The 24,341-nt window shown below is 68.7% G+C and carries 21 protein-coding genes; 9 read left to right on the plus strand and 12 right to left on the minus strand.

All coding sequences use genetic code 11. The annotated features are described in order from the left end of the window. The first annotated feature begins 65 nt into the window (after window positions 1-65). The gene (locus tag AB0C30_RS12510) at window positions 66-887 is read left to right on the plus strand and encodes a helix-turn-helix transcriptional regulator (RefSeq protein ID WP_357942595.1); all 822 of its coding nucleotides are present in this window, start codon (window positions 66-68) and stop codon (window positions 885-887) included. After that, complete coding sequence (locus AB0C30_RS12515; RefSeq protein ID WP_357942597.1) at window positions 878-1,090, plus strand: DUF397 domain-containing protein; 213 nt, start codon at window positions 878-880, stop codon at window positions 1,088-1,090. Before AB0C30_RS12510 ends, AB0C30_RS12515 begins: the two co-directional genes overlap by 10 nt. Here AB0C30_RS12515 and AB0C30_RS12520 read toward each other — a convergent pair. Continuing rightward, window positions 1,087-4,455, minus strand: coding sequence for a WD40 repeat domain-containing serine/threonine protein kinase (locus AB0C30_RS12520; protein WP_357942599.1), 3,369 nt, complete (start codon window positions 4,453-4,455; stop codon window positions 1,087-1,089). The genes AB0C30_RS12515 and AB0C30_RS12520 overlap by 4 nt on opposite strands. Window positions 4,456-4,535: 80 nt before the next feature. Between AB0C30_RS12520 and AB0C30_RS12525 the strand changes: the two genes are divergently transcribed. Together AB0C30_RS12525 and AB0C30_RS12530 are read left to right on the plus strand one after the other, a co-directional pair. Continuing rightward, the gene (locus AB0C30_RS12525; protein WP_357942601.1) at window positions 4,536-4,970 is read left to right on the plus strand and encodes a nitroreductase family deazaflavin-dependent oxidoreductase; all 435 of its coding nucleotides are present in this window, start codon (window positions 4,536-4,538) and stop codon (window positions 4,968-4,970) included. A gap of 331 nt (window positions 4,971-5,301) precedes the next feature. Further along, on the plus strand, window positions 5,302-5,637 hold the full coding sequence (locus AB0C30_RS12530; protein WP_357942603.1) for a hypothetical protein: 336 nt from the start codon (window positions 5,302-5,304) through the stop codon (window positions 5,635-5,637). 66 nt (window positions 5,638-5,703) lie between these two features. On the opposite strand, the gene AB0C30_RS12535 is transcribed toward AB0C30_RS12530, so the two are convergent. Both AB0C30_RS12535 and AB0C30_RS12540 read right to left on the minus strand, forming a co-directional pair. Then, complete coding sequence (locus AB0C30_RS12535) at window positions 5,704-7,947, minus strand: hypothetical protein (protein ID WP_357942605.1); 2,244 nt, start codon at window positions 7,945-7,947, stop codon at window positions 5,704-5,706. Between the two features lie 125 nt (window positions 7,948-8,072). Then, on the minus strand, window positions 8,073-9,047 hold the full coding sequence (locus AB0C30_RS12540) for a WYL domain-containing protein (RefSeq protein ID WP_357942607.1): 975 nt from the start codon (window positions 9,045-9,047) through the stop codon (window positions 8,073-8,075). A gap of 126 nt (window positions 9,048-9,173) precedes the next feature. Between AB0C30_RS12540 and AB0C30_RS12545 the strand changes: the two genes are divergently transcribed. Then, window positions 9,174-9,569 carry a RidA family protein gene (locus tag AB0C30_RS12545; RefSeq protein ID WP_357943104.1) on the plus strand — a complete coding sequence of 132 codons (396 nt, stop codon included), beginning with the start codon at window positions 9,174-9,176 and terminating at the stop codon, window positions 9,567-9,569. A 106-nt stretch (window positions 9,570-9,675) separates the two neighbouring features. Further along, entirely contained in the window at window positions 9,676-10,905 is a 1,230-nt protein-coding gene (fxlM, locus tag AB0C30_RS12550; protein WP_357942609.1) for a methyltransferase, FxLD system, read from the plus strand. A gap of 106 nt (window positions 10,906-11,011) precedes the next feature. Here the strand turns inward: fxlM and AB0C30_RS12555 are convergent, their stop codons facing one another. Then, window positions 11,012-11,464, minus strand: a complete 453-nt coding sequence (locus tag AB0C30_RS12555) for a hypothetical protein (protein WP_357942611.1) — start codon at window positions 11,462-11,464, stop codon at window positions 11,012-11,014. A 327-nt stretch (window positions 11,465-11,791) separates the two neighbouring features. On the opposite strand from AB0C30_RS12555, the gene AB0C30_RS12560 reads away from it, so the two are divergent. Next, the gene (locus tag AB0C30_RS12560; RefSeq protein ID WP_357943106.1) at window positions 11,792-13,027 is read left to right on the plus strand and encodes an IS701 family transposase; all 1,236 of its coding nucleotides are present in this window, start codon (window positions 11,792-11,794) and stop codon (window positions 13,025-13,027) included. Between the two features lie 225 nt (window positions 13,028-13,252). Here AB0C30_RS12560 and AB0C30_RS12565 read toward each other — a convergent pair whose 3' ends face one another. The 8 genes from AB0C30_RS12565 to AB0C30_RS12600 all read right to left on the minus strand — a co-directional run bounded on the left by AB0C30_RS12565 (window position 13,253) and on the right by AB0C30_RS12600 (window position 21,319). Next, complete coding sequence (locus tag AB0C30_RS12565) at window positions 13,253-14,191, minus strand: hypothetical protein (protein WP_357942613.1); 939 nt, start codon at window positions 14,189-14,191, stop codon at window positions 13,253-13,255. Further along, window positions 14,188-14,706, minus strand: a complete 519-nt coding sequence (locus AB0C30_RS12570) for a sigma-70 family RNA polymerase sigma factor (RefSeq protein WP_357942615.1) — start codon at window positions 14,704-14,706, stop codon at window positions 14,188-14,190. Before AB0C30_RS12570 ends, AB0C30_RS12565 begins: the two co-directional genes overlap by 4 nt. Beyond that, window positions 14,703-15,044 (minus strand): hypothetical protein, encoded by a 342-nt coding sequence (locus tag AB0C30_RS12575; protein WP_357942617.1) that lies wholly within the window; start codon window positions 15,042-15,044, stop codon window positions 14,703-14,705. Before AB0C30_RS12575 ends, AB0C30_RS12570 begins: the two co-directional genes overlap by 4 nt. Before the next feature lie 203 nt (window positions 15,045-15,247). After that, window positions 15,248-15,454 (minus strand): hypothetical protein, encoded by a 207-nt coding sequence (locus tag AB0C30_RS12580; protein WP_357942619.1) that lies wholly within the window; start codon window positions 15,452-15,454, stop codon window positions 15,248-15,250. A 306-nt stretch (window positions 15,455-15,760) separates the two neighbouring features. Continuing rightward, a complete protein-coding gene (locus AB0C30_RS12585; RefSeq protein ID WP_357942621.1) occupies window positions 15,761-17,437 on the minus strand; it encodes a glycosyltransferase in 1,677 nt (558 codons plus the stop codon). Next, a complete protein-coding gene (locus AB0C30_RS12590) occupies window positions 17,434-19,392 on the minus strand; it encodes a glycosyltransferase (protein WP_357942623.1) in 1,959 nt (652 codons plus the stop codon). The genes AB0C30_RS12585 and AB0C30_RS12590 overlap by 4 nt, the downstream gene beginning before the upstream one ends. Beyond that, window positions 19,389-20,885, minus strand: a complete 1,497-nt coding sequence (locus AB0C30_RS12595; protein WP_357942625.1) for a glycosyltransferase — start codon at window positions 20,883-20,885, stop codon at window positions 19,389-19,391. The genes AB0C30_RS12590 and AB0C30_RS12595 overlap by 4 nt, the downstream gene beginning before the upstream one ends. Next, the gene (locus tag AB0C30_RS12600; protein WP_357942626.1) at window positions 20,882-21,319 is read right to left on the minus strand and encodes a hypothetical protein; all 438 of its coding nucleotides are present in this window, start codon (window positions 21,317-21,319) and stop codon (window positions 20,882-20,884) included. The genes AB0C30_RS12595 and AB0C30_RS12600 overlap by 4 nt, the downstream gene beginning before the upstream one ends. 236 nt (window positions 21,320-21,555) lie before the next feature. Between AB0C30_RS12600 and AB0C30_RS12605 the strand changes: the two genes are divergently transcribed. Then, window positions 21,556-22,665: a glycosyltransferase family A protein gene (locus AB0C30_RS12605; protein ID WP_357942628.1), complete on the plus strand. Its 1,110-nt coding sequence runs from the start codon at window positions 21,556-21,558 to the stop codon at window positions 22,663-22,665. A 26-nt stretch (window positions 22,666-22,691) separates the two neighbouring features. Next, window positions 22,692-24,341: a glycosyltransferase gene (locus AB0C30_RS12610; protein ID WP_357942630.1), complete on the plus strand. Its 1,650-nt coding sequence runs from the start codon at window positions 22,692-22,694 to the stop codon at window positions 24,339-24,341.

Raw genomic sequence — 24,341 nt, forward strand, 5'->3', positions numbered from 1 at the left:
ATTTGGCACATGTTGTGTGTGTGGTCCTGTGTGGTTTCGTGGTGACAGAACGGCGGAGGTGCTTGGTGAGCGTTAGTGAATTGGACCCGGACGCTGGGCCGCTGGCTTGGTTCGGATACGAGCTGCGGAAATTCCGCATCGACAAAGGGTTGACCATCGATCAACTCGCGAACCGGGTCGGGTTCAGTCCGAGCCTCGTCGGTAGCGTGGAGCGGGCCGCCAGAAACCCGAGCAAGGACTTCACCGAGCGTTGCGAGGAGGCGCTGGGCCTGTCCGGTGAACTTCTCGCCCGCTGGCCGAGCATAAGCCGGGAACGAAGCCCCAAATGGTTCCGGCCGTGGCTGGAGATCGAGCAGAGCGCCACGGCCTTGCGGACCTGGGAGCCACTCATCGTCCCCGGACTGCTTCAGACCACCGATTACGCGCGCGCCATTTTCACCGGCAAGCCAGGTACAACCCCCGAACAGGTAGAAGAGGCTCTTGCAGCTCGAATGGAGCGGCAAGCCATCCTCGCGCGCTCGAAACCGCCTATGTTTTGGGCTGTTCTGGATGAAGGAATCCTGTACCGTCCAGTTGGAGGCGAGACGGTGACTCGCCTCCAGCTCGAACACCTCATCGTATTGGCTGAAAGCACGCGAATCACCATTCAAGTGCTTCCCTACTCCGCCCTGTCCACCACTGGTCTCCTCGGTGGGTTCATGCTGGCGAAAGTCAACGGAATGCCGGAGGCTGCCTATCTTGAGTCGGCTGGACAAGGCCAAGTGCGGGACGCTCCCGACGAGGTCGCCGCGCTGAGTGTTAGATACGACGCGATATGCGCGGAGGCGCTTCCCCAGCATGTGTCGCTCAAGGTGATCAAAGAGAGACTGGTGACAGCATGGAGCTGAACGAAGAACTGAGGACGGCGGCCTGGCGCAAATCCTCATTCTCCGGTGACAACGGCGGAAACTGCATAGAGGTCGCTCCGCTGAGCGGTGGGCGGGTCGCGATGCGGGACACCGAGCGTCCCGACCTGGAGCCGTGGGTCGTCAGCGGCTCAGTCTGGGCCGCCTTCGGCAAAGGCTGGCGAAACGGCGAATTCGACTTCTAGCACACCTTTCTAAACGGCTGCTCGGGCAGGTACCTGGTCCATTCGGCCTCGGTCAGCGCTCGTCCGGCCCGTGCGCACACCGCCTTCATCAGAGGTTCCATTGCCATGGGCAGCCGGGTCAGACGGCCCGCCCTGCCCATGGCCAGCAGTTCGGCGGAGTCGGCGGAGAAGGCGATCGATCGCGCGTCGTCCGGAAGCTGGATCTCGGGCCCGATCCGCCGGCCCAGCCGCACGTCCCAGACGGTCAGCGACTTTTCCTGGGACGCGAAGGCGAGCAGCCGGTCGTCGGCGGAGAACGCCGCGGTCCACGATGCCTGGCCTGCCCGCAGCCAATCGCCGACCTGCGCGCCCGTGCTCGTGTCCCAGATGCCCACCTTGCCGGCGAAGTTCGCCGCGACCAGCTTCAGATCGGCGCTGAACCAGACATCCTCCGCCGTGCCGGAGAACAGGAGCCTCGGTCCGAACGCCCGCCCGGACTCCAGGTCGACCAGGCGCAGCAGGCTCGCGTCCAGGCCGATGAGACGTCCGTCGGGGGCGACCGTCCAGCCGAGCAGGCGTGGTCTGGCCACCTGCTTGAGGCGCCGGCCGCCGGGGACCTGCCAGAGCGTGAAGGTCTTCTCATCGGGCGTCCAGAGCCCGGCCGGGGCCAGCAATACGCCGTCCGAACCGGTGGCGGCCGGGACCTTCGCCAGCTCGCGCCGGGTGGCGGTGTCCCAGACGGTGACGTCGTCGCTGCGTTTGATCGCCAGCCGCCCGCCGTCCCGGCTGAAGGAGAGGTCGGCGTCGTAGCTCTGGAATGCCCCTGCCTCGAAGTCCCTACCGTTCAGCGTGATCTTGGTGGAGTCCAGCGCGTGGGCGGCGAGGAGCTTGCCGTCGGCGCTGAACTGTACCTCGTCCAGGGTCTCTTCCCCGGCGAAGTACGGCTGGAGCGTGACGACCGTGTCCTCGCTCAGGTAGCGCAGCCCGGTCGAACCGAAGGCGACCGCGGACACCGGGTCCACTATGGCGCGTTCGAGCATCAGCGGCTCGTCGGCGTTCAGCCGGTAGAGCCTGATCGTCGAGCCGATCCCCGCGAGCACCTTGCCGTCCGGGCTGAACACCGGCACCGCCATGCTCTCCCAGTCGGAGATCGAGGTGATCTCCTTGCGAGAATGGGTGTCGAAGACGGTGAGGCCGTTGTTGCCGCCGACGGCGAGTAGCCGTCCGTCGCGGCTGAACGCCGAGAAGGGGAGACAGTCGGAGCAGATGCCGGGAAATCCGGGCTGTTCCTTGCCTGACGGGAGTGCCCAGCGCTGGCCGCCGGCCACCGCGTAGTCGCCGCCCGGGTGGATCGCGGCCCTGGCGAACGCGGGCAGCATGGTCGTCTTTCCGGTACGCGGGTTGTAGACGGTCTTCCCCTGCCCCCAGTCGATGATGAGGAGGCCGCCGCTGAAGCTGAGCTCCAGGTCGCCCATCTCGGAGGCGAGCACCCGCGGGCCCGTGCGCTTGCCGCTGGCCAGGTCCCAAAGCCTGACGCTCTTGCTGTCGCCGACGGCCAGCAGCCGCCCGTCCTCGCTGACCGCGGCCTCGCGCAGGGGCCTGCTGGTGGCGCCGAGCCCGGCGAAGCCGCCTGTCCGTTTGCCGGACGACACGTCCCACACCTTGACCTCGTCAGAGCTGACGCTGATCAGTGACCGGCCGTCGGAGCTGAGGGCGCGTAGCACGTCGGGGCCGGTGTCCGGGTCGCGAAAGGCGGCGCGGCCCTGGTCGGCGACCGAGGCGAACAGGCTCGACCGGGCCTCGGCCGTGGGGGACAGGCGCGCGGCCGTGGCGCTGAGCAGCATGCCCAGCACAGGGTTCGCGCCTCTCACGGTGTCGGCCACTCCGGCCAGCCGCGCGGACTCGGCCGAGTCGCGCTGCTCGGCGAGCATGACGCTCTGCCGTACGGCCAGACCGCCCGCCACCAGGGCCAGCACCAGGAGTACGGCCAGGCCGATGGACAGGAGCCTGGTCCTGCGGGACCGTCGCCTGGTGAGCGCGGCGGCCGCCGAGAGGAAGTCCCGCTCGCTGGGGGTGAGAGTGATGTTCCGGCGCTCGGCCGCGGCCCAGCGCAACGCGTCGTCCAGCGAGCTGCCGTGGAACAGGTCGGCGTCCCGGCGTCCGTGCTCCTGCCAGCGTTCGGCGGCCGTCCAGATCTGGCGATGCATGACCAGACCGTCCCGGTTCGTGGCGATCCAGGTGCGCAGCCGGGGCCAGGCCAGAGGGAGGGCCGGACGCAGCAGCCGTACCGGATCCCCTTTCGAGACCAGGTACGTGAACGCCTCCAGCACCCGCTCGATGTCGTCGGGGAGCTCGGACCTGCGTAGTTCGCGCAGCGCCAGCTCGTCCTTGGCCGTCACCGTGACCAGCCGCAGGAACAGCTCGGGGACCAGCTCCTTGTCGGCGGGGGAGAGCGCGGCGTAGGCGTCCTCGGCGATGACGCCGAGCGCGGGGTCATCGGCGGCGGCCCCGACCGGCTCGCCGTCGGCGGTGATCCCGACCCGCTGGCCGTCGCCGGCGCCCAAGGCGAGCAGCCGCGAGGTGTCGAGGATGCCGTCGCCGTTCACCAGGCTGAGCAGCAGTTCGCGCGCGGTGGGGCGGCCGGCCGGTTCCTTGGCCAGCGCCGCGCGCACCAGGTGGCGCAGCGAGTCGGGCAGCGCGGACAGGTCGGGTTCGTGGGAGAGTACGCGGTGCATGACCGCGCCCAGAGCCTCCGCGGTGAACGGGTCCTCGCCGGTGGCGGCGTACAGGATGACCGCGCCCCAGGCGAACACGTCCGCGGCCGCCCCCGCCCGCTGGCCTGAGAACACCTCCGGCGCCATGTAATTGGGCGTGCCCGCCACCACACCCGAGGCGGTGAGCGACATCTCCAGCGTGCGGGCCACCCCGAAGTCGATCACCCGGGGCCCGTCGGGGCCGAGCAGCACGTTGTCGGGTTTGAGATCACGGTGTACGACGCCCGCGTCATGGATGGCGGTCAGCGCGGTGGCGATCGCCGCGGCCAGCCGGTGCAGGTCGTCGCCCCGGAACACCCGCCCGGCCTTCCGCAGGCTCGGGCCTTCGACGTACTCGCTGACGATGTACGGCCTGGACCCGTCGAGATGGACGCCGAGCACCCTGGCCGTACAGAACGAGGCCACCCGCTGCGTCGCGGCCGCCTCCTTGGCCATGCGACCGCGCAGCTCGTCCTGGTTGGCCGGGTCACCATGAAGCACCTTGACCGCGACCCTGGCCCCCGCCGGATCGTAGGCCTCGTAGACGACGCCCTGCCCGCCCGCCCCGATCCGAGCGGCCAGCCAGTATTCGCCGAGGCGCTGCGGGTCCCCGTCGAGCAACGTGCTTCCCATGCCCGGTTGGACTACCGGCCCGACCAGATGGTTGCGGGGCGCTTGACTTAAACCCCAGTTCAGGGAGGAGCCTGTCCGCTATGACAGAAAACAGCGAAGAAGTGCTCGACAGCCCGACCGGCTGGGTGGCCGACCACATCCGCCGATACGTGGAGACGGACGGCCGGGACGGCCATCTGTACCAGGAATGGCCGACGCTGCTGCTCAGCACGCGCGGCCGGAAGTCCGGCAAACTGCGCCGCACGGCCTTGATCTACGGCCGGGACGGTGACCGTTACCTGCTGGTGGCGTCCAACGGCGGGTCGGACAGCCATCCGGCGTGGTATCTCAACCTGGTCGCCGATCCGGAGGTGACGGTGCAGGTGCTCGCGGACGTGTTCACCGCCCGAGCCCGTACTGTCACCGGTGCCGAGAGGTCGTCGTTGTGGCGGATCATGGCATCGGTCTTCCCGCTCTATGACGATTACCAGAGCAAGGCCGAGCGAGAGATCCCCTTGGTGATCCTGGAGCGCTGATCAACTGATCTCCAGCAGCGCGGGGTCGGGACTGGCATCGGCCACCCCGGCGACTCGGGACATCACATAAAAATGCGGCCCCTTGCGGGGCCGCCCAGTTGGCCGTAACCAACTTCGTGTACCTCCATCGTAGCTACCATCGGCGAGGCTGGCCAATGTTGGAGGTGTCTGCTGGTGAATGTGGTCGCGTACATCGACGGCTTCGACCTGTATCACGGGCTGAAGAGCAAGTACGGGCGTGCGTACTTGTGGCTTGATCTCGTCGAGTTGGTACAAGAAGACCGCTCGGTGCAGAGACTGCGGTTCTCGATGGACGTGCGTGTGTCATCCTGTGCAGACGTTCCACACATACGAGGAAAAGCTGACAGACGTGGCACTGGCAGTGGCCATGACCATGGATGCGGCATCCGCTTACGGTGATATGTCGCTGCTCATGTCGACTGACACCGACTTTCGCCCCGCAGTCGAGGCATCGCTTCGGCTGGCCCCTGCCCGGCCGGTGATGATCGCCTGCCCACCCGGCCGCGTCGGTCCGAAGCACGATTTCTTGGGACAGGTGCTCTCGTTTGCGATACCTGAGAAGCACCTTCAGGCCTCCCTGCTGCCTGAGACTGTTCCGGGTCCAGACGGGCACATCTATCAGCGCCCGGAGAAGTGGAGCGGGTGACGGTATAGAACCGGCGCGGCTTGGGTCCACGAAAAGGGCCGTTCCAGGTGGCCTACGGGGCGGGAGCTACGCCGGTCGGGCCAGCCGGGCGAAGGACAGGACGACGACCGTCGACAGGAGCCAGCCCAGCATGCTGGCCAGGTTCAGAAGCGTAGAGGTAAGGGTGCCCGCTGAGCTGCGCGTCTCGGCGTACCAGGTGGCGCGCTGGCCCAGTGAGAGGAGCGGGATGACGGTGTCCACCGTGTAGAACACCGGGTCGAAGCAGCGCACCTGACCGTCACCGCACGGCCCGGGCCGGGCGGCAAGCCGGGCCGGTGTCGCGGTGCCGTCCGTCGCCGCCGACGTTCCGTTCACGGTGACCAGGCGGCCATCGACCGCGTACACGTTGCCGCGGGGGTCGGTGGCGCGCAGCGTCTGCTGGACCGCAGGAGTCAGCATCATGACGCCGACCAGGGCGAGCAGGGCGCCCAGCAACCACAAGGTACGGCCCGGACGGTAGCCGTAGCCGACGGTGACCCCATACAGAAGATCCCGCAGGTCGCGAAGCCGGCGGCCCGGTGAGCGGCCACCTGGTGGCTGCTCCTTCCTGGCCCGCTTGCGCTGCTCGATGAGCAGGCGCTCGGCCTCGGCGGGATGGCCGTGCTGGCGGAACACCCTGGCCGCCTGCTCGTACGGTCCCGCGTCGAACGGGACCATGGCGCGCAGCCAGTCGCGACGCGTCCGCCAGTCCCAGGGGCCGTCGAACCGGTCGTACACGAATCCGGCGATCGCCGAACGCCGCGGCCAACTGGCCGGGTCGTCGGCGAGCACGGTGGTGACCGCGCCCGTCAGGTCCACCGACTTCGGGACGTCCTTCCAACGCAGGTGCATGCCGCCGCGGACCGTGGCCGACACCGCCTCGATCCCGTCGGTGAAGGTGCCGTCCGCGCAGTCGAGCCGCCCTTCCACGACGCACCGGCTCAGCGACACGCGGCCGTCGGCGGTGAACCCGCCGGTGAGCTGTATCGACCCTCTGACCACCACCCGCTGGAGCGAGAGCGCCTCCCCCTCGGGGTTGTGCAGCCGGGCGCGGTGGGCGTCCACGATGCCGCCGACCGTCGCCGAGCGGAACAGCAGCCTGCCACCCGTGGTCTCCACGTTCCGCAGGTCCACCGCGCTGTCGACGATCACGCCTTGCGCTGAGATGAGCGAGCCGTCCTCTGGCTCGCTCCACCGGGTTCCCCGGAGGGTTAGGGCTCCCTTGATATGGGCCCCGGTCAGCTTCAGCATGCCCTGGACCGCCACGCCCTCTTCGAAGATGAGACTTGACCGCAGCTCGGCGTTGGTCAGGTCGAGGGCGCGCCCGCCACCGACGGCGAACTCGCACCCCTTGCGGATCTGGATGGTGCTGAAGGACCCCATGGACAGATCCACGCCGCCGCCGAACCGGCACTCGCCTTCGACGCTGAGATCTCCGCCCACGAAAAGGCCCGGCGCGCTGATCGCGGTCCCGCCGTCGCGCTGGCTGGAATAGCCCGCACCTGTGACCGTTTCGCTGGGTTCGAAGTCGGCATTGCGGATGAGGAACTTCCCGGCGACCCTGGCGTTGCTCATGGTGAGACGGCCGTCGATCAGCGGACGGCGGCCCGTCTGGTCGTCGATGAGGAAGACGCTGCCGCCGATCTGGGCGTCGCCCAGATCCAACGCCAGCCCGCGGTCAGGCCGGGTCAGCCGGGCACCGGTCAGGTCGAGCGAGCCCGCCAGTTCGACGCCGAGGAGCCGCATCCCGCCGCGCGCCTCGAAGCCGTGCAACAACCGGATCGTCCCGCCGACCCGCATCCGGTCGGCCTGTACGGCCCGCATGTCGGCGTCTATAACGGTGTCCAAGCAGATCAGGCGGCCGCCGATCTCCGACTCGCACAACCACACCGCCGCGCTGCAGGAGGTGCTGGCCGAGGTCCACAGGCCGCCGCTGATCCGTGACCTGGACAGATCCAGGTCACGGCGTACGCGCAGGCCGTTGGCGAGAATGCCGGGCACCGTGCAGCCGTCCAGCACCAGCAGGTGCAACTCGGCGCCGTCCAGGGCGAGCGGACGGTCGAACACGCAGTTCACGAAGCGCAGCGGATAGGGCACCTGCATGCCGCTCAGGTCGAGGTCGCCGGCGATCCTCGCCCTCTCGATGGCCAACCCGCGCGGGTCGATGTCCGCGCTGCCCCGCCGGCACAGCTCACGCAGCAGACGGCTCTGGACGACGAACTCCTCGCCGTCCTGCGCCCGAAGGACCTGACCGGTCGCACAGGCCCGGAATAAGGTTGCCTCATCAAGCATGTGATCAGCCTATTGAGCGCGACCCCGGCGGGCACGGGCGGGATGATCAGGCCCCTACGCTTCCGGAACCGGAGGCGTACGCCGGTCTCTGTCCGGGTGATCAGGCCCGTAGAAGGCGACAACTCTCAAGAGGAGACTTCGTAGCGGGTGGCGATCGCGGTGGCGCGGTTGCGCAGTGAGGTGCGCAACCACTGCGGGGCCAGGGCTTCCGCGCTCGTGCTGAGCTGCCACAGCGCCCATTCGGCGTGTCTCGCGTCTTGGAAGGTCACCTCCAGCCGCAGCCAGCCGTCTGGGTCGGCTTCTTCGGCGCGGACGGCCAGCGCGGTGCCCAGCAGTTCCTCCCGCCGTGCCGGGTTCATCCGTACCAGCACGGTGACCTGGTCGCCCCCGGCCCGAAACCGGGTGCTGCGTTCCTGCCAGGCTCGGTCCAGGTCGACCCGGTCTGGTCGCTGTGCGGGTTCGGCGAGTTCCTCGGCGGCCAAGATCCGGGACAGCCGGTACGTACGGTCCGCGCCAGACCTCGTGGCCAGCAAATAGCCCCGGTCGCGTATGGTCACCAGGCCGATCGGGTCCACCGTGCGCCACTCCGGGGTCTGGTCCATGGCCGCGTAGTGGATCCGCAGCTTGTGTCCGGCGAACACCGCGCGCAGGACCTCGGCCGCTATGGCGTCAGGCACCTCCTCGGCGACCAGCCGACGCGAGAGCAGGTCGGTCTCCGGGTCGATGAGCAAGCGCTCGGCCGCGCCGGCCGCGGTGTCCCGATAGCTTTCGGGCAGCGCGTCAACCACCTTGAGCATCGCCGAAGCGAGCGCCGAGCCGAGGCCGAATGCCTGCGCGCCGCGCCGCGATCCGGCGACCAGCAGGGCAAGGGCCTCGTCGGGGTTCAGTCCGGTGAGCTCGGTACGGAAACCGGGCAGCAACGCGAAACCGCCGTGCCGGCCGCGTTCGGCGTAGACCGGGACACCGGCCGCGGACAGCGCCTCGATGTCGCGCAGCACGGTGCGGGTGGATACCTCCAGCTCGCGGGCCAGCGCGGCCGCGGACAGCCGACCGTGCTGGCGCAGCAGCAGCACCAGCGAGACCAACCGGTCGGCGCGCATACAAGAACTTTAGCGAAATACACGACACAGGATGTCGTGATTTGTTGGGAGGCTCATCAAGCGCGAGCGGCTACTGAGCTGCTCGACGCACATGATCTCGACGAATCGAATGGAGCTGATATGACAATGGAGCGAACGGCGGTCAACCCGTGGGCGTGGTCGGTGGAGATGGGGTACAACCAGGGGGAGATCGTCTCCGGGCACACCCGGACCCTCTACTGCTCCGGGCAGACCGCGATGAGCGGCGAGGGCAAACCCCAGCATGACGGTGACATGGCGGCGCAGTTGGCGCTGACCCTCGACAACCTGGAGGCCGTGCTCGGCGAGGCCGGCATGTCCCTCGCGAACCTCGTCCGGCTCAACGTCTACACCACCGACGTCGATCTGCTTTTCCAGCACTACGGCGTGCTGGCGTCGCGGTTGGGCGCCGCCGGGGTGGCACCGTCCACCACGATGCTCGGGGTGACACGGCTGGCGATCCCCACTCTGATGATCGAACTTGAGGGGACCGCCGTCGCGTGATGCGACCTCGCCGCCTCCGGCAGGGCAGTCGGAGGCGGCACGAGTAGCAGGCAGGTGGGAACCGAAATCTCGGACACGGCGGCACAGCACAGCTACCCTCGCTGCGGTGACCACCGACACCCTGCCGTCCGAGTCCCCCGATGGCCTGCGAGCCGACATGGTCGCCACGCTCAAGCAAGGCGCCTGGATCCGCTCCCCACACGTCGAAGCGGCTTTCGCGAAGGTGCCGCGTGAGAAGTTCGCTCCGGAGGCGTCGCCCACCGCGGCGTACTCGGCCCAGGACACCGTCGTCACCAAGCGCGGACTCGACGGCAGGGCGACGAGCTCACTCAGCGCGCCCTGGCTCCAAGCCGACATGCTCGAATCAGCCCAGCTCCGCCCTGGCGCGAAGGTCCTGGAAATCGGGTCCGGTGGCTACAACGCCGCCCTCATCGCCGAGATCGTCGGCGACGACGGACTGGTGGTCACTGTCGACATCGACCCCTTCGTTACCGAGCGGGCGGCCCGCTTCCTCGCCGAGACCGGCTACGCGCAGGTGAAGGTCGTGCTGGGGGATGCCGAGCATGCCGCCGAGGAGCACACACCGAGTGGTGGTTTCGACGCCATCATCGTCACCGTGGGCGTCTGGGACATCCCGTGGGGGCGCCTGCTCGCCCTGGGCGGCCGGATGGTCGTGCCGCTGCGCTTCTCCACCATCAGCCGGTCCTTCACTTTCATCCGCGACGGTGACCACTTCCTCGGGCTGAACCCGACGGTGTGCGGCTTCGTTCCCTGCCAAGGCGCCGGAAAGCTGCCTGATCAAGAGCCGGTCCTCGCCGACGGAGCCGTGCGGCTGACGCTGGAGAGCGGCCCCCTGCTCGATATCGCCGGCCTCGAGCAGGCGCTGACCGCCGATCGCACCCAGCTGTGGACCGGCGTCACGGCGGGCAAAGGGGAGCCGTTCGACTCGATGCATCTGTGGATCGCGACCGTGGACGACCGATTCGGCATGTTCTGGCGGGATCCCGACCGCGACTGCGGCATTCCCGCGCCGGCCATGCGCTGGTACTGCCCCGTGCTCATCACCCGAGACAGCTTCGCCTATCTCACGATCCGAGAGCCTGATCGCGACGAGGCCGCACCGGAGCGGTGGGAGTTCGGCGTCTGCGGCTATGGTCGCACCGGCGCTGAACTCGCCCGGCAACTTCACGATCACGTCCTGACCTGGGATCGCCACTGGCGAGACCACCCGATCCCGACGTTCACCCTCTACCCCGCCGAGGCCGCTCCGCCTGCGCCTGCCGTGGGCCGCATCTTCCGCAAACGTCATACCCAGCTGGTCATGGCCTGGTCCTAAGCACGCTGGCTCGGTTCTTGGAGTTCGCCGAGGTCTGGGCGGTAAGTATCCAGCGATCGTGAAGTTGTGGGAAGACGCCTCACCCCGGTTCACACCGGGGAGCACCTCAAATGCTGGCGGTGTGCCCCGCGCAGCGCATGGACTTGCCCTTCTTCACCAACGTGGAGTCGACGACGAGATAGAGCTTCCTCTTGGTCGGGACCTTGACGTCGACGATGATGTCGTAGGAGGCGCCATTGGAGGCGTCCTTCTCATGGAGAATATCCCCGAAGACTTTCTTGTCCTTACCGTGTCGTTCGACCATCAGGCGAAGGTGTGCGGTCTTCAGGCGGATCGGCACCTCGGAGTTCCATCGGTAGATGATGTCGGAGACGCGGTGGTACCCGCCGGACGTCCGGTATCTCAGCTCGAAGTCCGCCTTCTGGCCATCACTCATCGTGCAACTTGCCTTGACGCGATGCAGCGGAAGAGCGGTGGCGTGTGCGCCGGAGGCTAACAGGACGAGCGACAGGCCGGCCCCGCTGAGCATTGCCGCGGCCTTTCCGACTATGCGCATCATTTCGCAATCCCCTTCCCGTGGCTGGTGTCTCCGGTTGAGACTAGAGGCGGGGTTGTTGAGTATGAGTTGAGGATCTGTTGGAGCAGGCTGAGGTTGCGCAGTCGCTCCTCATCGCGCAGGGCTCGATGGGGAGGAAATCCAGCTGCAGGTCCTCCAGGCCGCTCGGAACTTCCACAAAACCCCTCCTGGTGAGCAGACGCCCCAAGAGTCTCAAACGTTGTCAACGCTGGTCATCGATGCGTAGTGGTAGCCGAACGGACCGAACTCGGTGAGCGTGCGCAGGTCGACGCAGACGCTGGTGGTGTCCCATCCAGTGGTGGATCAACGATCTCGTTGGTTGCCGACAGGTTCGCTCGGGTTGAGCCGCGGCGGCGGGTGGCCGCGTTCGTGGCCGGGCTGCTGGCCGAACTGCCGCGGAAGAACTGCTGGACCCTGGCCGAACATGCCGGAGACCTGACCCCGGACGGGATGAAGCCCCTGCTGTCACGGGCGAAATGGGATGCCGATCAGGTGCGCGATGACGTACGCGACTTCGTCGTGGAGCAGCTCGGCCAGGCCGACGTCGTGCTCGTCATCGACGAGACCGGTGATCTGAAGAAGGGCAGCGCAACAGCTGGTGTGCAACGTCAATACACCGGTACTGCGGGGCGGATCGAAAACAGCCAGGTCGGCGTGTTCTTGACGTACGCCACCGCGGCCGGGCACGCACTGATCGACCGGGAGCTGTACCTGCCCGAGGGCTGGGCCGCGGACCTGGCCCGGCGCGAGCGGGCGAAGGTGCCCTCCCATCGGCGCTTTGCGAGCAAGCCCGAGCTGGCCGCGCAGATGATCCGGCGGGCGATCGGTGCGGGCATCACCGGCTGGGTGACCGGCGATGAGGTCTACGGCAACAGCACCCCACTGCGCACAGCCCTGGAAACAGAGCAGGTCAGTTACGTGATGGCCGTCGCGGTCAGCCACCGCATCACCACCGCGGCCGGCTCCCGGCGCGTCGATGAGCTGGCCAAGCGGCTGCCCAAGACGGCCTGGCAGCGTCTGTCGTCCGGCGAGGGCGCCAAGGGCCACCGCTTCTACGACTGGGCACTGATCACCATCACCTCCGCACAACCTGGGCGGCGCTGGTTATTGATCCGCCGCCACCGTCGCACCGGCGAACTGGCCTTCTACCGCTGCTACGCGCCCGGCCCGGTGCCGTTGCCGGTCCTGGTCAAGGTGGCCCGCACCCGTTGGCGCATCGAGGAGTGCTTCCAAACCAGCAAGGGCCTGACCGGCCTGGATGAGCACCAGGTCCGTACCTGGACCTCCTGGTATCGATGGACCACGCTGGTCCTGCTCGCCCCCACCTTCCTGGCCGCCGTGACCGCCCATGAACGCGCCGACCAGCATGCCGAGCCCGACCTGGCACCGATGACCTTGGCCGAAGTCCGACGCCTGCTCAACCGCCTGACCAGCGCATCGGTGCGCAGCACGGCGTTTGTCCTGCACTGGTCCCACTGGCGACGCCGCCATCAAGCCCGCGCACGCATCAGCCACTACAAGCGACAAAGCAGCCACAAGAAATGAAGATCACGATCTACGGCTGGAGTATTAGGCGTGGTGAGAGGCGATCAAGCGGAGAAACTACCCCGCACAAGAGCATCTAGCGGCACGCCTCGTGAGCTTCCAAAGCTTCTCTGCACCATGTCAAGCGCAGCATGCTGCGATGGGCGGACGAGGGGTCAAGAGCCTCCTTGCGGAGACAGAAGGCATGCTAAAGGGGCCGATCTCCACTGAGTTCGGCCCCTTCAGTTACTTCCGCTCGACGTCAGAAGTTCGAGCTGTCTCTGTTAGCAGGTTCGATGGTTTTCCAACTATAGAAACCCCTTCTTCTGCGTAATCCGGTGGTTTCCGATCGAGAAGTAGATGCATCGCGCTTAGGGCGCTTCTGCTTGCCTTTGAGTCTGAAGACCGCCAGGTAGCGTGCAACAGCGCGAAGGCGCGCAGCAGCACGTAGGCTGTCGGCGCTGTCGAGAAGACCACGGCGATCGGCTCGTTCAAGCCGCCCTGCAACCATGTGATAAAAGCACCAAGTGCGGCAAGAAAGCCCACTAGCAGCGGTGTCACAACCCCTTCTGGCAACAGCTTCCTCGGGGTACTTCTCCGCGGCCCTGGGGCTGGATGAATGTCGTCATCACGGGTCGTTTGTTCAGGATGCGGCTGATGGGGCTGAACTGCATCAGGGCCAATGTAGAAGTCGGCTCGGGAGTCACTGCCGTGCATCGTGATGCGGGGAAGGCGAAGATCGTCCTCTTCACTGGAGATGTAGATGCTCACGCGGGCGTTGGCCCCGAACATGGTGATCTCAGATGGCTCAGCAGCCTCATCCATTGAGACGGTGTACTCGCTCATGGACCTGTTGTGTAGAGATCGTTCGGCCCTATCGAAGCGAGCCCGTCGACCCTCGGGCAGCTCCCCATCGTCGGGGAGCGAGTTGCCGACTGCTTTGATCTCGAGAGTGTTCTCAGGAACAACCAGTTCCTGGCGCCACGCGTGATCGCGAGAAGGCAGGCCTAGGGCTGTCATGTCGTCCTCGGCGTCCATGTCGTTGATGAGCGCGTCGATGCGCTCGGTCTCTGCGGGATCGGCGTGCATCTTGTCGAGGGCGGCCCGAAATCCCGCAACCTGCCGTTCGATCTTGCTCTGCAGTTGGCAGTCCAGATCGTGCGGCTCCTCATGGTGGTGGCTCATCGAGTCTCCTCCTCCCGAACGGTCTCTTCTTCAGCGTATTTACGAAGATTTTTTAGGGCGAGCCGGGTGTTGTCCTGCACGGCCCTCGACGAGATCTCCAGCAGAGCTGCGGTTTCGATCACGCTGTAGTCCTTCAGATAGCGGGTCTCGATGACCTGCCGTTGCCGAGCCGGAAGCCGGCCAACCAGTCGCTGGAGATCCAGGCGGGATGCGATCTGTTCGATCTCGCTGTTGTCCGTCTCCTGCACGTTCTCGACGTAGTCCGAGTCCGGCAATTCCCTGCCGAACTGCCTCTTATATGCCCTCTTGAGAAGATTGAAGGCAATTTTGCGCATGTAGGCGGGAGGGTTCTCGACCGGCAGTCCCCGCTCCAGACGTCGATGCAAGATCTGGAACGCCTGGTAAGCAGCAGCTTCAGCCATATCCTGTGGACCCCCACGGGCGACCAGGTAGGCGATCGCCTTGACACCGTGTTCACGAATGAACACCTCAACCTCATGATCTCCAGAACTCATGAGCGGATCTCACCCGCGTCCGAGTCCGGCTCATCCCGGACGACCTCGGTGACCAGCTCGCCCGGCTGAACGATGATCACTTTCGGCATAGCGGGGATCCCGAAGGCCTGCTCCTTGCGAAAAACGATCCTGCGGTTGCCGTCGACCTCCTCATTGACGTACTCAACAACGTCAGGCGGCAGCTGTCCAAAGTGATCGGCAAGCGCGCGATCACGCTGCTCGTCTCTCTTGAGCTGACACTCCCTGCTGTGCTTCTTGTCGCGGTGATCGATCAAAGCGACGATCGTCCGCCAGAAGCCGCGCCGCTCCCGCGGCTCTTCCGGTGTCATGTCGGCCATAGATCCTGTCCTAGTGCTAACCGTCTCCGTTGACGGACGGCCTCGGCAAGGAGAGTGTCTCTGGAGGTGGGTTGCACTGGGTCGGATGTCCATGATTTCTCGAGTTGTCCCGCTGCCAGCCGTTGACCAGCAGGAACTGCTGAAGAGACGGTAAAAAATCATGGAAACGGGGCGGTGTTCTCCGCCATCATGCCTCTGGAGGGTTAGGCGCTGGCCGCGTCACGCCAACGCGCGAGAATCGCTGCGTCGTCAGCGCCTTCTCCCCACTGCGCCCCTTCGGGTTCCGCCCACGGCAGCCACACTTCGTAGCCCGGCTGCAGATCGCGAGTGCCGTGCACTTTGGCCCCGTTGGGCAGTGTGTCGACGGTGGGAACGCGCAAGATGTCGCCTGGCAGCAGGACCACGCTCATGGCCGCTCCTTTCATCGTCGACAACTCGCATGTGCTCCCCAACGTAGCTTGTCAGGCCTCGGACTTCGGTTACTTCGCTGGCCATCCGCTCCGGCCCAGGGGGCGGGGAGCTCGAGGGGCGGCAGCCCCTCGACGGGGTTTGGGGCGCAGCCCCAATTGACACAGTCTGAGCTCGAACGGCGCGAAGCGCCCCCCATTGGCGAAGGCGATGCAGTTAGGCGGGGCGTGGGGGCCGCGCCCCCACTGGACACAGTCTGAGCTCCCGAGGCGCGAAGCGCCCCATGGCGAAGGCCATGCAGTTTGGGGTTAGCTGTCGGGAAAGGCCAGCTTGCGGACTCGCTTGACGGCTCGTTTGAGTACCGTGCGGTCCTGGGCGCGGGACAGGCGGACCGCCTCGCGGCGCCACGACTCGGCCTTCTCGCGCCACCGTTCCGCGTCCCTGCGGCCCTTGCCCGCCTCCCTGCGGAGCTGGGCGAGTTCGGCCTGCATGAGGGTGGTGCGCTTGCGCAGGCGGGTGAGTTCCTTCTCGTACTGGGCCGTGACGCGGTCCAGGTCGGGGAGGGGGCGGCGGCGGGGTGGGTAGATCGGGGGGCGGCGGGTGAAGCCCCAGGTGTCGCCGTCCACCCATTCCAGGCCGAAGACCTCGTCCAGGACCGTGTCCAGGTGCTCGCCGGGGCGGGCCACCAGGGCGGCGCGGGAGAGGGCGGCGGTGCGTTCGAGTCTGGCCACGGTGACGCCCTGGCCGGTTTCGTCGAGGGCGACGCACAGGGCGCCGCCGTCGTGCTCTTCCAGGTGGCCGACCAGGCGTTCAAGGGTGTCGCGAGCCGCGACCCAGCCGGGTGGCATGAGGAGGCGGAACGGTGACACGACGCCGGAAGGATCCGCGGTGTCGGACAGCCGTACCCGGGGGTCGTGTTCGAAGGTGGCGTGGATGAGGCGGAGGTCCAGGTCGGGGTCGCGGAGCGGGGAGCGGCGGCCGTCGCCCAGCGCGGACCAGGGGCCGGTGATGGTGATCGCGACGTCCGGCAGCGAGCCGGCCAGCAGGGCGTCGACCGTCGCGCGGACGTCCTCGTAGCCCGCCGCGGGGACGACCGCGTCCACGTACGGGACGAGCCACTGCCGGCCCGGGTCCGTGCGCAGATAGCGCCGGTACGGTACGCGGTCCGCCACGTAAGGGTCGTTGTACCGCTTCAACGACAGGAAATCACGCATGGCCGTCGGCAGCCCGATGTGCCACACGCGCGAGTCCGGGTCCGGTACGTACACGGCACCCGCCTGCGTGAGCCGGTAGCCGAGCTCCGTGTCCTCCGCCAGCACCAGGGAGGTGTCCAGGCCGCCGATCGAGCGCAGCAGCGCGGCGGGGTAGGAGACGGTGGCGCCGACGTGGATGCGGGTGGCCAGGGAGCTCGGGGCGGTACGCAGGCCGTCGTGGTCGAGAATGATCTTCTCGGCCCAGTCGTGGCGGTGCGGGGAGAGGGGGAACAGCTTGTCCTCGTGCCCGTCCTCCAGCGCCTGGCGCACCTCGCCGGGGGTGGGCAGCACGTCGCCGGCGGTGAAGTCGATCCAGCCCAGCACGACCAGGTACGGGGCCAGGTGGTGCCAGCGGAGCTGGGCCTCGACGTGGTGGCGATGGGGCACCATGTCGGCGTCCAGCACGAAGACGATCTCGCCGGTGGCGGCGTCGACGCCGGTCTGGACGGCCCAGGCCCGGCCCCAGCCGCCGGGCGGGCTGGTGATGAGGCGGGTACGCGCCGGGACGAGATCGGGCAGGCGCACCGGCACCGCGCTGCCATCGTCCACGACGATGACGTCCATGAGCTCGGCCGGATAGCTCTGCGCCGACAGCGCGGCCAGGGTGAGGTCGAGGGTCTCCTGGCGATCGTGAGCCGGGATGACGACGGTGACGGTCAGCTCGGGTGTCCACTGGCCGAGGAGGGGCGGGGTGAGCACCCCGTAGTCGTTGCCGCGGATACGAGGAGTCACGGTAGTTCCATGAGAAGGCTGGGGTGGAAGCCACGCCACTGGTTCCTGTTGCGCTGCAGGAACGTGCCGATCGGCTCCTGCCAGGTGTGGTTGGCCGCGGGGCCGCGGCGCAGGATGTAGCCGAGTCCGTGCGTACGGTAGATCTGCCCGCCGGCCGCCTGCAGCGCCTCCTGGAACTGGGTGTCGACCGAGCGGCGCAGCGGCCGGAAACCGCCCACCGCCTGGAACGCCGAGCGCTCCACCAGGATCGTGCCACCCGCGACGAAGCTGGTGATCTGCTCGGTGATCTGCTTACGGTGCACGGTGACGTCGATCGACGACAGGTAGACGAATTCCGGCACGGTGCCCACCACCTGCGCCCCCGAGTAGGAGTGCGCGAGCAGCAGGTCGGCCAGGAAGTCGGGGCCGTACCAGTCGTCGTCGTCCATCTTCAGCAGGAACGAGCCCGAGGCCCGCGCCGCCGCGTCGTTGAGCACCTGGCCGAACACCGCCTGGTGGTCGGCCTCCAGGACGGTCAGCGGGCCGTCGAAGCCGGCGATGGCCGCGGCCACGTCCGGATGGCCCTGGGGCACGCCGTGCAGGGCGAGGATCACTTCGAGCTGGGCGTCGCGTTGCCGGGCGACCTGGTCGAGCGCGAACCCGACCATGTCGGTGCGCCGGGTGGCGAGCAGTACCGAGGTCAGCGGGGGAGCGGGGGCGGGGGCGCCGAGCTGCTCCCAGCGGGCCGCGACGCCGTGGGTGCGCAGCGCCTCGCGGCGGAGCCGGATGCTGTGCTCCTCGCGGCGGAGCTCGTCGGAGAGGTCGGGATCGGACATCAGCAGCCGGGCGAGCTCGTCGCCGAGTGCGCCCGCCCAGCGCGGCACCGTGTCCGCGATCAGCGGCACGCCGGCCGCCGCCAGGCCCGTGAGCACCCGGACGGCGGCGAGAGGGCCGCTGTGGGCGTGGTGCCAGTCGATCTCCACGCCGCGCAGCTGCCTGAGCCTGCCCACGTCGGCGTCCGTGACGCCGCCCGACTCGGCGAACGCCGTCACCATCTTCCCGTCGAGCACGACCGACCAGCGGCCGTCGCGCTCCACCAGGGAGGCCAGGCCGCGGGACGGGGTGGTGACGAAGCCCTGCGGGTTCACCAGCCGCTCGTCGACCGGCGGGATCATGGACGGCTGACCGAGCACGTCGGGGTCGGCCAGGGACAGCCCGGCGCCGCCGGGACGGCCGAGCCGCTCCCAGCTTGCGGACCGTGCGGTCGGCCGCTCGATCGGCGTCTGCGACCCGGACCAGCCGGCCACGGCCGTGTCGTCCGCGCCCACCTCGGATCCGGACGCTGATCCGGAAGCCATTCCAGAAGCTGTTCCGGCAGCCGCGAGTGTGGCGAGTGTTTCGGAAGCGTCGACTGTGCGGAGCACGACGTCGCTGCCCGGGGCGCCGACCCGTTCCGGAACCGGCCCGGTCACCTCGGCGGGCGTCGCGTTCGGATCCCCGGGACGCCAGGCGGCCGCGCCGACGCCCGCGATCGCCGCCGCGGGCGCCGTGATGACGTCGAGCCGGTGCCCGGCGAACGCCCGAGCGGTCGCCGTCACCGTACGGCCGGCGGGCGTGGGCGCCGAGAACCGCGCGTCCACCACCCAGACCCGGTCCTTCGGCTGGTAGACCCGCAGATCCGTGAGCGAGCGCCAGCGGTGCGCGGGCGTCGGGGTGGGCACGGGGGCCGGATGGGAGGCGGGTGTGTCGAGTACGGCCACGACCACCCGCCGGGCCTCCGGCAGCAGCTTGTGCAGCGTGGCGGCCCGGCGCAGGTCGGCGGGGGTACGGGCGAGCACGAGCACCTCGTGCACCCGTTCCGTGTCCGCCGACGGCTCCAGCAGGTCCCGGTCCAGGTCCACGGCGGTGACGTCGTGCTCGACCCCGGCCAGGAAGATGCGCGCCTTGGGCATCTCGGCCAGCAGCTCGCGGATCATCCGGCGCTCCGCAGGTGCCTGATGAACGAGGTCAGCGGTCCGGTGGCGGCGGTGTCGGGGGTGGGATCGGCCGACAGCCGGTCCACCTCGGCCGCCAGCCGGTCGATCTCGGCGCGCAGCTCCTTCACCTCGTTCTGCCGCTTGCCGGCCAGCGCCCGCCACTTGGCGGCGTCTCCGGCCAGCGGCTCGGCCTGGTCCTCCGTGGCGAAGCCGTACTCGGCCCCGCTCACCCAGACCGACCCGAACATCTCGTCCACCAGGTCGTCGGTCCCCCCGTGGAACAGGGCCGCGCGGGAGAAGGCCGCGGTGCGCTCCAGCCTGGCGGTCACGACGCCGGTCTCGGCCTCGGCGAGCGCGGCGCAGACGAGGCCCAGCGTGTCCTGTTCCGCCAGGCGTACCAGCCGGGACAGCGTGTCGGCGCCCAGCACCCAGCCGGACGGGAGCGTGAGCAGGAAGGGGGCGGGGGCGGCCGAGTCTGGGGCGGCCGTCACGAACGTGACGCGCGGCTCGTTCCGGTAGAGGTTGTGGATGAGGCGCAGGTCGAGCAGCGGGTCGTCGAGGCTGTCGCGGCGCTCGTCCGTCAGTTTGTCCCAGGGGCCGACGATCGCCACGGCCGTGTCGGTGATCGTGCCCGCGAGCGCGGAGTCCACGCCGGCGCGCGTCTCCTCGTAGCCGGACGCCGCCACGACGACCTGGACGTACGGCACGAGCCAGCGGCGTCGTGGATGGCCGCGCAGCCAGCGCAGATCGGGGATCAGATCGGCGAGGAACGACCAGTTGTGCCGGTGTACGTCCTTCTCGCGGCGCATCACAGTGGACTGCCCGACATGCCAGGCGCGTGCCTGCTCGTCGGGGATGAACACCGCCCCGGCCTGCGCCAGCCGGTAGCCCAGCTCGGTGTCCTCGGCCATGTTCAGGGTCCGGTCGACGCCGCCCGCGTCGCGCAGCAGGTCGGCGCGGACGGAGGAGGAGGCGCCGGTGTGCAGCAGGTACGCGCTCGAACCCGCGTCCTTGAGCATCCTGGTGGACTCGAGGGTCGCGCGGGTGTACTCGGTCTGGGTGCCCTCCTCGCCCAACGCCGCCACGAACCGGGTGTCGCCGATCACGACGACGTGGTCGATGAGGTGGTGCCAGCGCATGTGCGCTTCCAGGTGGTCCGGAGCCAGGACCATGTCCGCGTCGAGCCAGTGGATCACGTCGCCGGTGGCGGCGAGCCGGCCGGTCTCCCTGGCCGTGCCGCGCCCCCAGCCCTCGTTCACCCGGACGACCCGGACGCCGGGCAGGTCGATGGGCGGCTCGCTGCCGTCGTCGGCGACGACGACCTCGACCAATCGGGCCGGATAGGTCTGCTCCGCCAGCGCGGCCACGGTCCGGGCGAGTGCCGGGGCGCAGTTGTAGGCGGGGATCACCACGGAGACGGTCAGCGCGGGCTGCCAGGCGCCGATGGCCGGCGGATCCAGCGTGCCCCAGTCGTTGTGCCTGATCCGCGTCATACCGGGTCCTTGGCCAGCGCGCGGACCTCCTCGCGCAGCTCCTCCACCTCTCGCGCCCGCGTCATGGCGTTGACCCGGTCCTCACCCAGCGAGGCCAGGATCGCGCCGAGGTCCTCCTCGCGCCGCGTCGCCGACTGCTCGATGGCCTCGGTCAGACGGTCCAGCCGCCCCTCGATGCGCTTGAGCGCGGTGGCGGTCTTGGCCAGTTCGGCCTCGTGCTTCTTGGCTCGCAGGTCGATGCGCTGGGCCTTGCCGTCGAGGCGTCGTACGGTCAGCACGAGCACGGCGAGCCCGGCCAGCGTGACGGCGAACGCCCCCGAGGCGGCGGCGGCGCCGAGCGTGAGCAGATCGGTGAGGACGAGCAGCACGAGCACGGCGACGGCCAGAACTCCGAGGATTGCGGCGGTCGCTGCCAGTCGGCGGGGCGAGAACATCCGCGCATACCTTTCGTAGTCATGACGTATCTGGTGGCAATGGGATATTGACACCTTAATAAACATTCGCCACTACCGTGCCATAGCTTCCTGGACAAAAACTGGGAGGATCCTGCTAGTTCAGCTCAGATCGCCGTCCACGCCGGCATCAACCCCTAAGGTGAACTCAACATCTCAGATGGTGTCAGACCGGCGTAAGGTAGGCGCCGACTGAGTCCCGTCGGTCGAGGAGCACCATGTCCGTCACCCCCTGCGGCTTCGCGCGTACCCCGGAGAAGGGGCTCGCCCGCCTGCATTGGAGTGAGGGCCGCCCCGCCGAGCTGCCCGGGGCCTTCACCGGATGGGCCGTCGACGGCCATGAGCCCGACGTGCCGTCGCTGCGCCCGCTGCGCGGCCTGGAGATCGAGTGGCCCGATCACGAGGTGCCGCTCGCCGGGCTGGTCCGGCTGGCGGCGGCGGGCGTGCCTCTGACCGCCGACGACGCCCCCGCGTGGATCCCCCCGGAGCTGGCGGCGCTGCTCACGGACCGCGACTGGCTCGCTCACACCGGGACCGGCCCCAGGTCGCTGGCCGACTTACGCCGCGAAGAGCACAGCGTCAGGCTGCGCCGCCTGACCCACCGCCTGCCGCCCTCGCGTACGCCGCGGATCAGCGTGGTCATGTCCACCAGGCGCCCGGCGCTGGTCGCCGGGGCGCTCGCGCAGATGGCCCGGCAGCGCGACACCGACATCGAGGTACTGCTGGGCCTGCATGGCGTCCCCTTCGAACAGGTACGGCAGGCGGTCGAGAGCTGTCCCCTGCCCGTGAGTTGGGTCGAGGCCCCGGCCACGACGTCCTTCGGCGAGGTGCTGAACGAGGCCGCGGCCCTGGCGGCCGGCGACTACGTGGCCAAGTGGGACGACGACGACTGGTACGGCCCCGACCACCTCGCCGACCTGATCATGGCGGCGTCCTATTCGGGGGCCGACATCGTGGGCACGACGGCCGAATTCTTTTACCTTGAGCCGTTGCACGCCACGATCAGACGTACCACGTTCGCCAGCGGCGCCGCTTATCCGAGCGAGGTCTCCAGCGATCATGTGGCAGGTGGCACGATTCTCGCCTCAAGAACGATATTTCAGGACCTGGGGGGATTTCCGGCCCAGCCGCGGGCGGTGGACAGAGACTTCCTCAAGGCCGCCCAGGCGGCCGGGGCCAGCATCTACCGCACCCACGGCCTCGGCTACATGCTCCGGCGTACGCTGAGCGACCAGCACACCTGGCAACTCCCGCTCGCCCACTTCCTGAAGGTCGCCACGAACCAGTGGCGCGGCTTCCGCCCGAGCCTGCTCCTGGAAGCGGCATGAGGGCCGAGCCTGCTTCTGGAAGTGGCATGAGGGCCGAGCCTGCTTCTGGAAGCGGCACGAGGGTTCGCGGCAACGACTACCGGATGCTCGAACCGCCGGAGACCTACACGCCGACGCTGCGGGTCAGCGTGGTCGTGCCCGCGTACGGCGGCCAGGACAAGCTCGACCTGGCGCTGGCCGGGCTCGCCCGGCAGACCTACCCCGCCGGGCTGATCGAGGTCATCGTCGTCGACAACGGCAGCTCCCCGCCCCTGCGGCTGCCGGCCGAACGCCCCGAAGGCACCCGGCTGATCGTCTGCCACGACCCGGGCCGGGCCGCCGCGCGCAATGCCGGGCTCGCCGAGGCCACCGGCGACGTGATCCACTGGCTCGACTCCGACGTCGTGCTCACTCCCGGCTCGATCGAGGCGCACATGCGCTGGCACCACGCCGCGCCCTATCTGGCCGTGACCAGCTACATCAGGTTCACCGACGCACCGCTTCCCGCCGAGCTGCCCGATGACCTGGAGAAGGCCTTCGAGCCGGCCGAGCCGCACGCCTGGATCGTCGACCTCATCGAGCGGACGAACGGCCTCACCGACAACACCCAGCGCCCCTTCAGCCTGCACGTCGGCGGCGCGACGTCGGTCAACGCCCGGCTGGTCGCCGCCGCCGGGACGATGGACGACGAGCTGATCCTCGGCCAGGACACGGAGATGGGCTACCGGCTCTACCAGGCAGGGGCGGTGTTCGTACCGGAGCCCAGGGCCCGCGCCTACCATCTCGGGCCGACCATGCGCATGCGCGACCAGCGGCCCATCGACCGGGTGAGCTACGCGTTCGTCGCCGACCGCATCCCCGCCTACCGGTGGCTCCGCTCGCACCCCTCCCGCCAGTGGAAGGTCCCGTACATCGCGATCGTCGTCGACGGCACCGCCGGCTACGAGCAGGTCCGCGCCACGGTCGACGCCCTGCTCGCGGGCACCATGCTGGACCTGTCCATCGTCGTGGTCGGGCCCTGGGACTCCCTCGGGCGCGAGCGCCGGGCCCCGCTGAAGGACCCCGACCTCGACCTGGTGCTGGTCCACGGCCACTACCTGCACGAGGGCCGGGTACGGCTCGCGGTCTCCGGCGAGGTCGACCCGGGCGTGCCGTACGTGCTGCGGCTGCCCGCCGGCTGGGTGCCGGGGGAGGACAGCCTGGCCAGGCTGCTCGACCTGGCCCGCGGCGAAGGGCTGGGGCTGGTGAACGTGCTGCTCCACGAGTCCAAGGACGGCGTCGTGGCCGCCCGGCTGGAGCGCGCCTCCTCCTTCGCCCGTGCGCGGATCGTCGTACGCCCCGGCGAGGAGCTCGACGACGCGGTGGACGACGTGGCGGGCGTCGCGTGGGTAGAGGGCGAGACGTACGGGTTCGCCGAGGAGGCGGCGGAACTGCTCGGCCGCCGCAGCGCCTACCGGGCCAGGCTCAAGGCGGAGGCCGACGTGGCGCGGCTGACCAAGGAGGCCGAACGGCTGCGCGCGCAGGTGACCAAGTGGCGCGACGAGGCGGGGCGCTGGCGCAAGAGCGCGGTGGAGCTGCGGCGCGACGTCAGCACGCTGCGCCGTCAGCTGGCCGCCGCCAACCGGGCCCAGCAGAGCATGCGCGTCCTGCTGGCCACCACGGTCAAGCGCGCCCTGGGTAAGAGGCTGCGGGGCTAG

This window comes from Nonomuraea sp. NPDC048901, assembly GCF_040649695.1.
In the GTDB taxonomy this organism is placed as follows: Bacteria; Actinomycetota; Actinomycetes; order Streptosporangiales; family Streptosporangiaceae; genus Nonomuraea.

Bases quoted from the DNA above. Each gene is read 5' to 3' on its own strand.
- AB0C30_RS12515 (WP_357942597.1), top strand. From the start codon at position 878: ATGGAGCTGAACGAAGAACTGAGGACGGCGGCCTGGCGCAAATCCTCA.
- AB0C30_RS12520 (WP_357942599.1), bottom strand. From the start codon at position 4,455: ATGGGAAGCACGTTGCTCGACGGGGACCCGCAGCGCCTCGGCGAATAC.
- AB0C30_RS12525 (WP_357942601.1), top strand. From the start codon at position 4,536: ATGACAGAAAACAGCGAAGAAGTGCTCGACAGCCCGACCGGCTGGGTG.
- AB0C30_RS12535 (WP_357942605.1), bottom strand. From the start codon at position 7,947: ATGCTTGATGAGGCAACCTTATTCCGGGCCTGTGCGACCGGTCAGGTC.
- AB0C30_RS12540 (WP_357942607.1), bottom strand. From the start codon at position 9,047: ATGCGCGCCGACCGGTTGGTCTCGCTGGTGCTGCTGCTGCGCCAGCAC.
- AB0C30_RS12545 (WP_357943104.1), top strand. From the start codon at position 9,174: ATGGAGCGAACGGCGGTCAACCCGTGGGCGTGGTCGGTGGAGATGGGG.
- AB0C30_RS12555 (WP_357942611.1), bottom strand. From the start codon at position 11,464: ATGATGCGCATAGTCGGAAAGGCCGCGGCAATGCTCAGCGGGGCCGGC.
- AB0C30_RS12565 (WP_357942613.1), bottom strand. From the start codon at position 14,191: ATGAGCCACCACCATGAGGAGCCGCACGATCTGGACTGCCAACTGCAG.
- AB0C30_RS12570 (WP_357942615.1), bottom strand. From the start codon at position 14,706: ATGAGTTCTGGAGATCATGAGGTTGAGGTGTTCATTCGTGAACACGGT.
- AB0C30_RS12575 (WP_357942617.1), bottom strand. From the start codon at position 15,044: ATGGCCGACATGACACCGGAAGAGCCGCGGGAGCGGCGCGGCTTCTGG.
- AB0C30_RS12580 (WP_357942619.1), bottom strand. From the start codon at position 15,454: ATGAGCGTGGTCCTGCTGCCAGGCGACATCTTGCGCGTTCCCACCGTC.
- AB0C30_RS12590 (WP_357942623.1), bottom strand. From the start codon at position 19,392: ATGATCCGCGAGCTGCTGGCCGAGATGCCCAAGGCGCGCATCTTCCTG.
- AB0C30_RS12595 (WP_357942625.1), bottom strand. From the start codon at position 20,885: ATGACGCGGATCAGGCACAACGACTGGGGCACGCTGGATCCGCCGGCC.
- AB0C30_RS12600 (WP_357942626.1), bottom strand. From the start codon at position 21,319: ATGTTCTCGCCCCGCCGACTGGCAGCGACCGCCGCAATCCTCGGAGTT.
- AB0C30_RS12605 (WP_357942628.1), top strand. From the start codon at position 21,556: ATGTCCGTCACCCCCTGCGGCTTCGCGCGTACCCCGGAGAAGGGGCTC.
- AB0C30_RS12610 (WP_357942630.1), top strand. From the start codon at position 22,692: ATGAGGGCCGAGCCTGCTTCTGGAAGCGGCACGAGGGTTCGCGGCAAC.